Origin of the sequence: Brucella sp. MAB-22, from assembly GCF_025908475.1 — a bacterium.
Lineage (GTDB): Bacteria > Pseudomonadota > Alphaproteobacteria > Rhizobiales > Rhizobiaceae > Brucella > Brucella anthropi.
Genome location: NZ_CP109782.1, coordinates 1,203,517 through 1,217,418 on the forward strand (window position 1 = coordinate 1,203,517; position 13,902 = coordinate 1,217,418).

The window sequence follows — 13,902 nt, forward strand, 5'->3', positions numbered from 1 at the left end:
CTTGAACAGAGGATGAATGCGCAGTTCACAAAGAGCTGCAAGCTTGCAACGCCTGACAGGAATTTTGCGGGTGTCGAAGAGCTGGAACGAATGTGGGGTCGACAATCATTTCCTGCTCTGGTTTGCTTGGAGCTGGAGTGAGGACCAGAAATGCACCATCTGCCTTTCAGTTTCAAATCGATTGTCGTTATTCTGGCGGCCATGATTGCCACTGGCTTCTATGTCGGCCACAAGACCAAGGAAGTGCGCCAGACCTCGCTTGTTCAGCACGTTGCGCCTTCTGAAGCTGGAATATAATCCGGCGACCACTCCTGAACCGCTTCCTTTCCCGCAGCTTTCATGAAATGAGAGTGAAACACTCACGTTCAATCTTTGGAAGGCTGCCCATATGCACGGCGAATACAAAGTCCACGGCGGAAAACTTGTCGTTGTCGATCTGGATGTTCGTGACGGGCGTCTGAGCAATGTGCAGGTGGCGGGCGACTTCTTCCTGGAGCCGGACGAGGCTCTGGAGGATATCCGCAACGCTGTCGAAGGTCTCTCTGCCGATGCGTCGTCGGAGCAGATTGCCGACGCTGTGAGGGCAGGTCTTCGGCCCGACGCCATGATGCTCGGCTTCAGCCCCGAAGCGGTTGCGATTGCCGTCCGGCGGGCTTTGGGTGTTGCTCGCACATGGCGGGATTTCGAATGGCAGATCGTTGAAATGCCTCCGGTTTCCCCTGCCATGCATCTTGCGCTTGACGAGGTTCTGGCGCAGGAGGTTGCCGCCGGACGCCGCGCGCCAACATTACGCTTCTGGGAATGGGAACGTCCCGCCATCATCATCGGCGCATTTCAATCGCTGCGCAATGAAGTCGATATGGACGCAACGCGGGAATTCGGTGTTGAAACTGTCCGTCGCGTTACCGGTGGTGGCGCGATGTTCGTGGAACCCGGCAGTACCATCACCTATTCGCTTTATGCGCCGGGCGAACTCGTAGGGGATATGAGCTTCGCCGATTCCTACGCATTTCTGGATGATTGGGTGTTGAAGGCGCTCAACTCGCTCGGCATCGATGCTTTCTATAAACCGCTGAACGATATTTCGAGCTCCAAGGGCAAGATCGGCGGCGCGGCGCAGAAACGCTTTTCCAAGGGAACAGTTCTCCACCATGTCACCATGGCTTATGACATGGATGCCGAGAAGATGGTGAAGGTCCTGCGTATCGGGCGCGAGAAGCTGAGTGACAAGGGCACGGCCAGCGCAGTCAAGCGTGTCGACCCGGTTCGCAGCCAGACAGGACTGCCGCGCGAAGAAGTCATCAAGCGCATGAAGGATATGTTCGTGTCGCTGAATGGCGGCGTGAGCAGCAAGATTACGCCGGAAGAATATGCAGCTGCGGAAAAGCTTGCGGTCGAGAAATTCTCGACCCAGCAATGGTTACGTAATATTCCCTGAGCTTTCCGTCCGACACTTGATCGCGAAGCGGGGTGACTTGCCCGTGCTGTCATGGCATAGGGAGGCCGCAACGCGACAACCCTGCGCTCCATTCCACTCAACAAAGTCCTCCCGTTCCATGATCCGCATCGACAATATCAGCAAGTCCAACAGCCATCGCATTCTCTATATCGAGGCTTCCGCCGCTTTGAACCGTGGCGAAAAGATCGGCCTTGTCGGTCCAAACGGTGCGGGCAAGACAACCCTGTTTCGCATGATCACCGGCGATGAACTGCCGGACGAAGGGCAGGTTTCCGTCGAAAAAGGCGTGACGGTTGGTTATTTCGACCAGAATGTCGGCGAAATGGGCGGTCGATCAGCCGTTGCGGAAGTGATGGAAGGTGCGGGGCCCGTCAGCGTGGTTGCGGCTGAACTTCGCGAGCTGGAAGCCGCGATGGTCGATCCGGCCCGTATGGACGAGATGGATGCGATCATCGAACGCTACGGTGAAGTGCAGGCGCGCTACGAAGAGCTGGATGGCTACGGTCTGGATGGCCGTGCGCGTGAGGTTCTGGCAGGCCTTAGCTTTACGCAGGAAATGATGGATGGCGATGTCGGCAAGCTCTCCGGCGGTTGGAAAATGCGTGTTGCGCTGGCGCGCATTCTGCTGATGCGCCCGGATGTGATGCTGCTCGACGAACCGAGCAACCATCTTGATCTCGAAAGCCTCATCTGGCTGGAAGCATTCCTCAAGAACTACGACGGCGCGTTGCTGATGACTTCGCACGACCGTGAATTCATGAACCGCATCGTGACCAAGATCATTGAAATCGATGGTGGTTCGCTCACGACCTATTCCGGCGACTATGGCTTCTATGAGGGCCAGCGGGCGCTGAACGAAAAGCAGCAGCAGGCACAGTTTGAGCGCCAGCAGGCCATGCTTGCCAAAGAAATCAAGTTTATCGAGCGCTTCAAGGCGCGCGCGTCCCACGCTTCGCAGGTTCAAAGCCGCGTAAAGAAGCTGGAGAAGATCGACCGCGTGGAGCCGCCACGCCGCCGCCAGACGGTCGCTTTCGACTTTGCCCCGGCCCCGCGTTCGGGTGAGGACGTCGTGAGCCTGAAGGGCGTGCACAAGACCTATGGAAGCCGCACGATCTATGACGGCTTTGATTTCATGGTTCGCCGTCGCGAACGCTGGTGCATCATGGGCATCAACGGAGCGGGAAAATCGACACTGCTGAAGCTGGTTGCAGGCGCTGCCGAACCGGACAAGGGCAATGTCAACATCGGTGCCAGCGTCAAGCTCGGCTATTTCGCGCAGCATGCGATGGACGTGCTCGACGGCGATGCAACGATACTGGAATGGCTGGAAGAGCGCTTCCCGAAGGCAGGGCAGGCCCCACTTCGCGCACTGGCTGGCTGCTTCGGATTCTCCGGTGACGATATCGAAAAGAAGTGCCGGGTGCTTTCGGGCGGTGAAAAGGCGCGTCTGGTCATGGCGGCCATGCTGTTCGATCCGCCGAATTTCCTGGTCCTGGACGAGCCGACCAACCACCTTGATCTCGACACGAAGGAAATGCTCATCAAGGCGCTTGCTGCCTATGAGGGAACGATGCTGTTCGTATCGCACGACCGGCATTTCCTCGGCGCTTTGTCGAACCGGGTTCTGGAACTGACACCGGATGGCATCCAGCAATATGGCGGCGGCTATACGGAATATGTGGAACGCACGGGGCAGGAGGCTCCGGGGTTGCGTTCATAGGGCGCTTCAACTGTCTGTTCTGGCGCGCATCTCATCCGAAAACCGTTTCACACTTTTCGGGATGCGCTCTAACGGCAAAATTTGCGCCGCTTAATCAAAATAAGCCATTGATGCATATGCGCGGTTCAGTTAGAAACGCGCATGTAAAGGCTTCGAGCCTTCCGGCAATGCACCCGTAGCTCAGCTGGATAGAGTGCTGCCCTCCGAAGGCAGAGGTCACAGGTTCGAATCCTGTCGGGTGCGCCATTTTTCTCCAAAAAGCCATTAAGTATCAATGGTTTCTATGATTTCTCGGCATTTCCGGTCCATAGACGGGTCCACGGAAGGTGCGCAATGGGCTTGCATTGAAGCACATCGTCATTACCCAAGCAGGGACATATCACTATCGCCGTCGATTCCTGCGAGACGTTGCACAGGTATGCGCCCGAAGGGTCGTCATACGACTGTCGCTCCTCCTGGCGCTAATTGGATTGATTGGGTCGCTGGCCCCTCTGTTTCGAGCATTTGAAATTCACTGTGGAATTTCTGCGGGACAAGCCCCATCCTTGTGGCGGCTGGCTATCTCGCCGGCATGAAGGTCGTCAACTGCGCGACCGAATGAAGAAAACGAACAAGCCTCTCGATCGGGTACGGGCAGCATCACGTTCTTAAAGAGTTTTTTCCGTCCTGGCCAAGCTGCCTGCGAACAAACTCAACAACATTTCGAAGCGGAGCTGTGAGCTTCCAACAAGTTGAATTGCGGAGTTGGTCTATTTCATTCGTATATTTTACTACATCTTGTTGGGATTTTGAAAGCGCTTCCAAATGGACGTTGCTTTCCGCCTTTTGATTGGCAAGCTGCTCGGAAAGTACGTTATTGCGTTCAGTTAGTGTGCGTAATTCTTCAGATAGTACTTCGATCCTCCTAGCATCGTCGTGTAAAAATCTAATGTTGTCCCAGGCAATCCTATTAACTAAATCGGTTGCGGCACGACGTATTTTTGCCGGCCACAAGACTGGCTCTTCAAACAGCATTGATGCGAATACACTCTGCTCGTTCATTGAAGCTGGTACGTTGGGCCTGAGAGCGGTAGGCCACCAATCAGCGCTGTCAGCGATATCAAGAAAATTGGCAAGTTGAGGCATGCCTGAACTTCGTGACTGTTTCCAGTGTGCCGAAAAATGAAGTACTGTCGGCAAGCGCCGATAAGTCAATGGATCGTCAGAGTTCTTTTGGATAATTTCGTGCCATAGCCGCCAGTCGCCGGCGGAAGAAACATCTTCTGGCCAAACATCCCTTTGCGACAGCGCGTCTGCCCGGTAAGCGAAGCAACTGGCTGGTATCGAGTTTTGATGCAGTATAAAGAATTCAAGTTCATCTTCGAACTCAAGATTTGTCAAAAATGGTGCCGCAATTCCATCTGTCGAAATCCAAATTGCCTGAGTATAGGCGAGCGCGCTTCCTCCGCTTAATGCCTCCTCCAATACCTCCAGATGATCTGGCAATATTAGGTCATCGTCCGCCATGAAGGCGATGAATTTACCGCGCGATTCTTTCAATGCAATATTACGATTTGCATAGCCAAAATGCGGTGCCTTAGGCAGGTCAAAAAAGCGAATCCGAGGGTCGTTGAAGCCTTGCAAAATTGTACGCGTTTCGGGCGGGCATCCGTCCCCGACAACGAGTAGTTCAAAATCCTTAACTGTCTGATTTAATACTGATTGCACCGCATAGCCGATTACATCGACCCGGCTATGGGTAGGAAGCAATATCGAGAACAGAGGGTCGCTTACCATCCCTTTGCTGCTCCGAAGTCATAAGGTATCAGATCCGTATCGAGAGGGAGGCGATATTTATCTGGTTTTGAATGATCATATTGTATTGTTGGGAAATTTAGCACTACGAGTTCGGAGTTACCTATGTTGTGATCTGCATGCCAAACAAACTTCGGTACATTTACAAGCCTTGGCTGGTTTCCGGATAAATATACTTTACAAACTTTATTGTAAGTGCTCGATTCCGGCCTTGGATCAAATAAGACAAGCTCTAATTCGCCGCTGATCACAAAGTATCTATCTTCGTGCTCCTTATGTAGTCCCCAGCCTTTTACCATGCCGGGGCGTATCGTGAACATATAGGAAAACACCATCGGATCTGGATGCCAGTTCCAGCGCGGGTCATATATTTCCGTTACGCTGCCACGGTCATCATTATGACGGATACTTTCATAGAAAGACATCCCGTCCAGCAGAGGAGCAACGCTGCGGCGATTATCGTCAACTGTTCTCTGGTCTTGTTTTGCTGCGTCAAGAGTCACATCAAGTAGGCTATTCATTGCACACCTTTGGCAATATTTGCGTGTTATGTTTAATATATTCTACTATACCCCATAATTTCGCGCCAATGTTTGGAACGATTTATGTTTACTTTATTTAGCCCTCCCGCTGGGAACATCAACTCGTTAGCTTTATCCTAATCGCTTATCATGATTACTTTTTCATCGTTGAAAAGGTCTATTTTGTTTCGATCTTATCTATTGTCGGCGGTAGCTGTACGGTAGTTTGCAAAATAGGTTTTAGTGCTTGCCTAATTGATGAAGACACCGAAGGCAGAGGGCACAGGTTCGCATCGTGTCGGGTGCGCCATTTACTTGATGAGCTTGATGAACAGCGTTTGTGCGTGCAAACGGGACAGAATCGAGAACTATTTCCGTAATCAAAAAGACATTGTGCAAGCTCCATCGAACCATCTATTGATAGCGGCGGGGGAGAAATCATGACGAGTCGGCAATTTGGCATTGCCTGCTTGAACCTCCCCTTGCCAGGGGCTTAACCAGAAGTTCAATTCTGGAAAAGCCAAAATGAAATGGGAGGGATCTGAATGCGCGTATTAAAGCGTATCGCTGTGGCAGCTTCGATTGTGGGGATCGCGGCAACGGCAAGTGGTTTGGTGATCGGCGCGGCAACTGCCGAAGAGCCATTGAAACTTGTAATCGGAACGGAAGGCGCCTATCCGCCGTTCAATTTCACCAATCCGGATGGCTCGCTGTCGGGCTTCGATGTCGATATCGCAAGGGCGCTCTGCGAGGAAATGAAAGCCGAGTGCACATTCATCACGCAGGAGTGGGATGGCACTATTCCGGCACTTCAGGCCGGAAAATTTGACGCTTATGTATCCTCCATGTCGATCACGGATGAGCGCAAGAAGCAGGTCGACTTCTCCAATAAGTATTACAACACGCCTCCCGGCATCGCGGTACCCAAGGACAGCGACATCAAGGGTGTGACCAAGGAAGACCTTGCGGGCAAGACAATTGGCGTTCAGGTGTCAACGACGCACGCCAACTATGCCGAACACGCCTTCACCGACAGCACGATCAAGGCTTATCCGACTGCCGAAGAATACCGGCTCGATATGGCCAATGGTCGCCTTGATGCCGTCAACGACGACAGTGTAACGCTGAGCGAATGGCTGAAGACGCCGGATGGTGCCTGCTGCAAGATGGTCGGCACTTATCCGTCCGACGACAACATCCATGGTGTTGGCGTCGGCGTTGCCTTGAAGAAGGGCCGTCCTGAACTGGTCGCAAAGTTCAACAATGCCATCAAGGCGATCCGCGCGAACGGCAAGTACAAGGAAGTCAACGACAAGTACTTTGATTTCGACGCTTACGGCGCTGAAAACTGATCGCGTAGAACGAATGGGTCGTTCGGCATACTGAATTTTGCAACACCGCCCAATTTGGGCGGTGTTGCTGTGTCAGAAGGGCTACTCGCGCACGCGCAATAGCTAATCCATATAATTACGAGGCATTTGTTGGCGTTGAGAAATTCTCCGCCAGCAAGGACAATGTTGATCTTCCGGCGCAATGGAGGTCAAAATGTATCAAATATTGTGCCTGACGATTTCAGGCTTCGTACTTGTTGCAATTTATTCATTTTACGACCGGGAAAAGCCCGGACTATCCTATTCCGCGTCAAACGGTTGTATCTGCGATAAGAACCGCGAACCGGTCTCAGCATGTCTGGATGTTTGCCAGCCTGCGAACTGAAGATTGCCAGAACACTGAAATCAGGAGTCCAAATGCGACCTGAAAATCTCGTCATTCGCGCAGTAGAAGCTACGGATGCTGAAGGTCTCACCCGCCTGCAGAACATGCCGGGATTTCGGTTCGGCACTTTACGCACGCCGTTCCAGCGCCTTGAGACCACGAAGAAATGGCTGGATTCGCTCGGACCGGAATCGACGGTGATTGTTGCGACGATCAATGAGGAGATCGTCGCAAACGCTGGCTTGCTGCGGCGCACCGGAAGACGGAGCCATACCGCAGGCATTATAATGGGAATAGACGACCAGTATGTCGGCAAGGGGATAGGCACGGCACTTATGACCGAGCTGATCGAGATCGCCGATAACTGGCTCGGTCTGAAGCGGCTTGAACTGACCGTTTATGTCGACAATGTCGCCGCGATCCATCTCTATGAGAAGTTCGGTTTCGTCCCGGAGGGCATTCACGTGAAGGATGCTTTCCGAGCCGGAGAGTTTGTCGATTCACTTGCAATGGCCAGGCTCAATTTCTGATGCATTGCGCCAAAAATTGAGCGCCGAATGTTGTCTCCATTGGGTTGACTGACGAGTATCCGCATGGCCGCTGAACGAGAGTTACCCTTCGTCAACAACTGAGTGCGAAACAAACGTTGCATTTTCGCCACAATGCGTTGCATAGATGCAACGCTATTGGGTAACATGGTTAACATGAGCACGGCGAATCTGACGACGGACATGAACGGCGAGAAACAATCATCGCAAGGCGGCGAGGGGCGCAGGCTTCTGGCGCTGCCGGGTATCATCACTGTTGTTTCAGCGCTGATTACGGCATCGATATCCTTCGCCATTCTGATTGGCATCACCCCGATCACGCCTGACCGGACGGTAACGCTGGCATTGGTCATCATCAATGTCGCGTTGATTCTGTTCCTCATTCTGCTGATATGCCGCGAAGTCTATCGCATCGTCATGGCCCGCCGGCTTGGAAAGGCCGCTTCGCGCCTGCATGTCCGCATCGTCGCGCTGTTTTCGTTGATTGCGGCGGTTCCTGCCATCGTGGTGGCCATCGTTGCTTCCGTAACGCTCAATCTGGGTCTTGATCGCTGGTTCGATACCAATACCCGCGACATTGTCAGTTCATCGCAGAGCCTGACCACCGCCTATATCCGCGAAACTGCGCTTAACCTGCAAAGCACGTCCTATTCGATGCTGCAGGATCTCGATGCGCAGCGCACCATCTACAGTCTTGATCGTGGTGGCTTCGTCCAGTTGATGACGTTGCAGACGCGCGGTCGCGGTCTGCTCGGTGCGTTCCTGGTGCGTGAAAATGGTGAAGTGGTCGTCAAAAGCGATACCGGCGTCGAAGATCGCTTGCCGCCGCCGACTGAAGATGCACTGAAGACGGCACCGGACGGCAAGCCGGTTATCATCCCGCCGGGAAACAGTAATTTCGTCGGCGCAATTATCAAGATGCGCGAAATACCGGACGTCTATCTCTATACGGTTCGCGCCGTGGATTCGCAGATTCTCGACGCCATGCGCCTGATGGAAGCCAACACCCAGCGCTATCAGGAAATGGATGCGAACCGCATTCCAACGCAGATCGCGTTCGCGCTGCTCTATTTCGGTCTGACGCTGATCGTTCTGCTTTCGGCGATCTGGACCGGTATTGCTGTTGCTGACCGGCTGGTGCGCCCGATCCGTCTGCTGATCGGCGCGTCGGACGACGTGGCGGCTGGTAACCTCGATATCTCGGTTCCGGTACGCGCTTCGGACGGTGATGTCGGCGCATTGTCCGGCACTTTCAACAACATGGTCGCGGAACTTAAGAGCCAGCGTAACGAGTTGATTTCCGCCAAGGACCAGATCGATGAGCGCCGTCGCTTCTCTGAAGCCGTGCTTTCCGGTGTGACGGCAGGCGTCATCGGCATCGAAACAGATGGCTGTATCTCCATTCTGAACCGTTCCGCAGAGCATATGTTCGGTGTCACATCGGATGATGCTGTTGGCAAAAGCCTTACCAGCATTGCGCCAGAGATTGGGCAGGCTTTCGAGGTCGCCCGTTCAACGGGACGTGCCGTACACCGCGAGCAGGTCAGCATGACCCGCGGCGGCGTGGCGCGCACGTTCAACGTGCAGGTGACCGTCGAGGATACGGAATCCGAAGATCATTCCTATGTGGTGACCGTGGATGACATCACCGATCTGGTGCAGGCACAGCGTTCGTCGGCCTGGGCGGATGTCGCCCGCCGCATTGCGCATGAGATCAAGAATCCGCTCACGCCGATCCAGCTTTCAGCCGAACGCATTCGCCGCCGTTACGGCAAGGTGATCACCGAGGATCGCGAGGTTTTCGACCAGTGCACGGATACGATCATCCGCCAGGTGGGAGATATCGGGCGCATGGTCGATGAATTCTCCGCCTTTGCCCGCATGCCGAAGCCGGAAATGCGGCTTATGGACATGCGCGAGGCATTGCGCGAAGCCTCGTTCCTGATTGAAGTCAGCCGCAGCGATATTCGCTTCCAGAACGATTTCGGAGCGGAAAAACTGGTCGGTTCCTTCGACAGCCGCCTGATCGGGCAGGCGTTCGGCAATGTCATCAAGAATGCCAGCGAAGCCATTGACGGACTTCCGAAGGAAGATCGCGCCAAGGAAGGCGAAGGCGGGCATATCCTCATCCGTTCCTATCAGGCGGACGGGCAACTGGTTGTCGATGTTATTGACAATGGCAAGGGCCTGCCGGGCGACGACCGCCAGAAGCTGCTCGAACCTTATATGACGACGCGCGAGAAGGGCACTGGCCTTGGTCTCGCGATTGTCCGCAAGATCGTCGAGGATCATGGCGGGCATCTGGAATTGCATGACGCGCCTTCGGATTTCCACGGAGGCCGAGGCGCGATGATACGCATGGTCTTCCCGCAAGCGCCTGCCAACGAAGCTGGTGCGAATGCGGGACCTGCCGGCGAGGCTGGCACCAATGCGGAAAATGACCAAAAGAACATAGCTGGACAGGTGATTTGATATGGCTGCCGATATTCTTGTAGTTGATGACGAAGCGGATATCCGGGAACTTGTTGCAGGCATCCTGAGCGATGAAGGCCATGAAACCCGCACGGCTTTCGATGCGGACAGCGCGCTCGCAGCGATCAACGATCGCGTTCCCCGGCTGGTTTTCCTGGATATCTGGCTGCAGGGCAGCCGTCTGGATGGTCTGGCGCTGCTCGATGAAATCAAGAAGCAGCACCCCGAACTGCCGGTGGTGATGATTTCCGGTCACGGCAACATCGAAACGGCGGTGTCTGCCATTCGGCGCGGCGCTTACGATTTCATCGAAAAGCCGTTCAAGGCTGATCGTCTGATCCTCGTTGCGGAACGGGCGCTTGAAACCTCGAAGCTGAAGCGCGAAGTCTCGAACTTGCGCAAACGTACGGGCGACCATCTGGAATTGATCGGTGCATCACTGGCGTTGAACCAGCTGCGCCAGACCATTGAACGCGTGGCGCCAACCAACAGCCGCATCATGATCACTGGCCCGTCGGGTGCGGGCAAGGAACTTGCCGCGCGTGCCATCCATGCGCAGTCGAGCCGCGCCAGTGGACCGTTCGTGACCGTTAATGCCGCAACCATCACGCCAGAGCGGATGGAGATCGAGCTTTTCGGCACAGAGATGGACGGCGGCGAGCGCAAGGTTGGCGCTCTGGAAGAAGCCCATGGCGGTATTCTCTATCTCGATGAAGTTGCGGATATGCCGCGCGAGACGCAAAACAAGATTCTGCGTGTGCTTGTCGACCAGCAGTTTGAGCGCGTTGGCGGCACCAAGCGCGTGAAGGTGGATGTGCGTATCATCTCCTCGACGGCACAGAACCTCGAAGGCATGATTGCGGAAGGCACGTTCCGCGAAGACCTGTTCCACCGTCTGTCGGTTGTCCCTGTGCAGGTGCCGCCGCTTGCATCCCGGCGCGAGGATATTCCGTCTCTGGTTGATTACTTCATGAAGCAGATTGCCGAACAGGCTGGCATCAAGCCGCGCAAGATCGGGCCAGACGCGATGGCGGTTCTGCAGGCGCATAGTTGGCCGGGCAATCTTCGCCAGCTGCGCAACAACGTCGAACGCCTGATGATTCTGGCACGTGGCGACGATCCCGAAGAGCCCGTGACAGCCGATCTTTTGCCGGCTGAGATCGGCGACACCCTGCCACGCGCACCAACGGAATCCGACCAGCACATCATGGCGCTTCCGTTGCGCGAGGCGCGCGAGCGTTTCGAGAAGGAATATCTGATCGCCCAGATCAACCGGTTCGGCGGCAATATTTCGCGCACGGCGGAGTTCGTTGGCATGGAGCGTTCGGCGCTGCATCGCAAACTGAAGTCTCTGGGCGTATAAGCATTTAGGGCGCTCCAGCCAAAGAGGAGAGGCTGGAGCCGCTCTAGATATCTGTTTTGTTGCATTATCCTACGCAAAACCGCTTCGCACTTTTGCTGGAAATGCTCTCATTGTCTCGGACGGAGCAGTCATGCGGGTAATCGTTTGCGGAGCAGGGCAAGTCGGATACGGCATCGCCGAGCGGCTTGCCGCCGAAGAGAACGATGTCTCTGTCATCGATACATCCGCACGCCATGTCGAGATCGTGCGCGACACACTTGATGTGCGGGGATTTGTCGGTCACGGATCGCAGCCCGATGTGCTTGCAGCTGCTGGCGCCGACGAAGCGGATATGATCATTGCCGTCACATTGTCCGACGAGGTCAATATGGTGGCCTGTCAGGTGGCGCACTCGGTCTTCAACGTGCCGACCAAGATTGCCCGCATCCGTGCGCAGTCCTATCTCAAGGCCGAGTATCAGGACCTGTTCCTGCGCGAAAACCTGCCAATCGATGTTATTATTTCGCCTGAGCTGGAAGTGGGCGAGGTGGTTCTGCGGCGCATCGCGTTGCAGGGCGCGACAGACGTGTTGCGCTTCGCGGACGACAAGATCATCGGTCTCGCGATCGAATGTCTTGATGAATGTCCGGTCATCAATACGCCGCTGAAACAGCTGACTGATCTGTTTCCCGATCTTGCAGCGACTGTCGTTGGCGTGGTGCGCAATGATAGCCTGTTCATCCCGCGCTCATCCGACGAGCTGAATGCGGGCGATCTGGCCTATGTCGTGACAACGCGCGAGCAGGTTCGCCGCACGCTTGCCTTGTTCGGGCACGAGAAACCGGAAGCCAGCCGCATCGTTATTGCAGGCGGCGGCAATATTGGTCTCTACGTGGCCAAGGCCATCGAGGACCGCAAGTGGAATACGCGCGTCAAGATGATCGAGAGCGAGCATGATCGTGCGTTCGCGATTGCCGATCAGCTGAAGCGCACCATGGTTCTGCATGGCAGCGCGCTGGACCAGAATCTCCTGCAGGAAGCCGATATTCAGGATGCCGACCTGATGGTGGCACTGACCAATCAGGATCAAGTCAATATTCTGTCGAGCATCATGGCCAAACGTCTGGGCTGCAAGTCCAACATGGCCCTGCTTAATACGGTCGCCTATCAGGATTTTACCCACATGGTGGGGATCGATGCCTACATCAATCCGAAGGCGGTCACGATCTCGAAAATCCTGCAGCATGTGCGCCGGGGCCGTATTCGCGCGGTCTATAGTGTTTATCGCGACATGGCCGAACTGATCGAAGCCGAGGCGCTGGAAACGTCATCGCTCGTCGGTGCGCCGCTGCGCGATCTCGACTTACCGGAAGGCTTGCGAATCGGGGCAATCTATCGCGACGGGCAGGTGATCCGCCCCAATGGCGATGTGCGGATCAAGCCCAAGGATCGTGTCGTCATTTTCGCAACCTCTGACGCCGTAAAGCATGTGGAGCAGATGTTCCGCGTAAGTCTGGAGTTCTTCTGACGCATTGGGGCATCAAACTCCTGTCGGGTTGGAACGCTCGTTTCGCTCCGGCCCGGAAGTTTTTGGATCGCACGATAGATTTCACGCAGCCACTGCTTGAATCTCTATAAAATGAAGAGCTTGTCGTGGCCGATTGAGATAACGAAACCATCTCGCCTGACGGAATTTGCCGGGCGACTAATGAAATTGACGGTTGCGCAAAGATTCCCATCCTGTTAACCGAAGCTAAATAGCGAAGCAGTTGTCTTTCCACAGCAATTGCAGTCGAGCCCCGGTTTTGCACGCTCCGGTGCTTGATTTATGTGCATGCGCGTGTTCGTTTAACACATCGCGAGCTGGCTGCTGATCGATTAAAGGAATAAAAACAATGGCTGAACGATCGCAAAATCTACAAGACCTTTTTCTGAATTCTGTACGTAAGCAGAAAATTTCCCTGACGATTTTTCTTATCAATGGCGTGAAACTGACCGGCATTGTAACGTCGTTTGATAATTTCTGCGTGCTTTTGCGCCGTGACGGTCATTCGCAGCTTGTCTACAAGCATGCGATTTCGACGATCATGCCAAGCCAGCCTGTGCAGATGTTCGAAGGCGAAGAAGCCTGACGCTTTGCGAATTCCACTGGAGCGCGATGACTTAGAGCTTTTCCTGTTTTGATTGAATCATTGGAAATGCTCTATAATTTTTTTACGCATGTCTTTGTCCCGAAACCGGTTCCCACTTTCGGGAGACATGCTCCAAGTCGTTTCGTTCCAGTTTTGTTTCTGCTGATGATAACCGGACACGCTCTGCCTGTCCGGTTC

The 13,902-nt window shown here is 54.5% G+C and carries 11 protein-coding genes, 1 tRNA gene and 1 pseudogene; 11 read left to right on the forward strand and 2 right to left on the reverse strand.

Annotated features, from left to right (window positions below; genetic code table 11):
- Positions 1–150: 150 nt before the first annotated feature.
- The 4 genes from OHI65_RS15385 to OHI65_RS15400 all read left to right on the forward strand — a co-directional run bounded on the left by OHI65_RS15385 (position 151) and on the right by OHI65_RS15400 (position 3,425).
- The gene (locus tag OHI65_RS15385; RefSeq protein WP_155269231.1) at positions 151–297 is read left to right on the forward strand and encodes a hypothetical protein; all 147 of its coding nucleotides are present in this window, start codon (positions 151–153) and stop codon (positions 295–297) included.
- Positions 298–388: 91 nt separating this feature from the next.
- On the forward strand, positions 389–1,438 hold the full coding sequence (locus OHI65_RS15390; RefSeq protein WP_010660170.1) for a biotin/lipoate A/B protein ligase family protein: 1,050 nt from the start codon (positions 389–391) through the stop codon (positions 1,436–1,438).
- A gap of 118 nt (positions 1,439–1,556) precedes the next feature.
- A complete protein-coding gene (locus OHI65_RS15395) occupies positions 1,557–3,179 on the forward strand; it encodes an ABC-F family ATP-binding cassette domain-containing protein (protein ID WP_264359149.1) in 1,623 nt (540 codons plus the stop codon).
- A 169-nt stretch (positions 3,180–3,348) separates the two neighbouring features.
- Positions 3,349–3,425 (forward strand) — tRNA-Arg (locus OHI65_RS15400).
- Between the two features lie 393 nt (positions 3,426–3,818).
- Here OHI65_RS15400 and OHI65_RS15405 read toward each other — a convergent pair.
- Positions 3,819–4,955 (reverse strand): glycosyltransferase family 2 protein, encoded by a 1,137-nt coding sequence (locus OHI65_RS15405; RefSeq protein WP_125300268.1) that lies wholly within the window; start codon positions 4,953–4,955, stop codon positions 3,819–3,821.
- Positions 4,949–5,494 carry a dTDP-4-dehydrorhamnose 3,5-epimerase family protein gene (locus OHI65_RS15410; protein ID WP_036586776.1) on the reverse strand — a complete coding sequence of 182 codons (546 nt, stop codon included), beginning with the start codon at positions 5,492–5,494 and terminating at the stop codon, positions 4,949–4,951. Before OHI65_RS15410 ends, OHI65_RS15405 begins: the two co-directional genes overlap by 7 nt.
- Positions 5,495–6,039: 545 nt before the next feature.
- On the opposite strand from OHI65_RS15410, the gene OHI65_RS15415 reads away from it, so the two are divergent.
- The 7 genes and pseudogenes from OHI65_RS15415 to hfq all read left to right on the forward strand — a co-directional run bounded on the left by OHI65_RS15415 (position 6,040) and on the right by hfq (position 13,704).
- Positions 6,040–6,846 (forward strand): ABC transporter substrate-binding protein, encoded by an 807-nt coding sequence (locus OHI65_RS15415; protein WP_036586775.1) that lies wholly within the window; start codon positions 6,040–6,042, stop codon positions 6,844–6,846.
- A 396-nt stretch (positions 6,847–7,242) separates the two neighbouring features.
- Positions 7,243–7,740: a GNAT family N-acetyltransferase gene (locus tag OHI65_RS15420; protein WP_012092095.1), complete on the forward strand. Its 498-nt coding sequence runs from the start codon at positions 7,243–7,245 to the stop codon at positions 7,738–7,740.
- Positions 7,741–7,872: 132 nt separating this feature from the next.
- Complete coding sequence (locus OHI65_RS15425; protein ID WP_040129319.1) at positions 7,873–10,230, forward strand: sensor histidine kinase NtrY-like; 2,358 nt, start codon at positions 7,873–7,875, stop codon at positions 10,228–10,230.
- A 1-nt stretch (position 10,231) separates the two neighbouring features.
- Positions 10,232–11,593, forward strand: coding sequence for a sigma-54-dependent transcriptional regulator (locus OHI65_RS15430; protein WP_010660147.1), 1,362 nt, complete (start codon positions 10,232–10,234; stop codon positions 11,591–11,593).
- Between the two features lie 130 nt (positions 11,594–11,723).
- Positions 11,724–13,100: a Trk system potassium transporter TrkA gene (gene trkA, locus OHI65_RS15435; protein ID WP_010660146.1), complete on the forward strand. Its 1,377-nt coding sequence runs from the start codon at positions 11,724–11,726 to the stop codon at positions 13,098–13,100.
- Positions 13,101–13,249: 149 nt separating this feature from the next.
- A pseudogene (locus OHI65_RS15440) lies at positions 13,250–13,462 on the forward strand (hypothetical protein).
- Positions 13,463–13,467: 5 nt separating this feature from the next.
- Positions 13,468–13,704: an RNA chaperone Hfq gene (gene hfq / locus OHI65_RS15445; protein ID WP_002964239.1), complete on the forward strand. Its 237-nt coding sequence runs from the start codon at positions 13,468–13,470 to the stop codon at positions 13,702–13,704.
- Positions 13,705–13,902 lie beyond the last annotated feature (198 nt).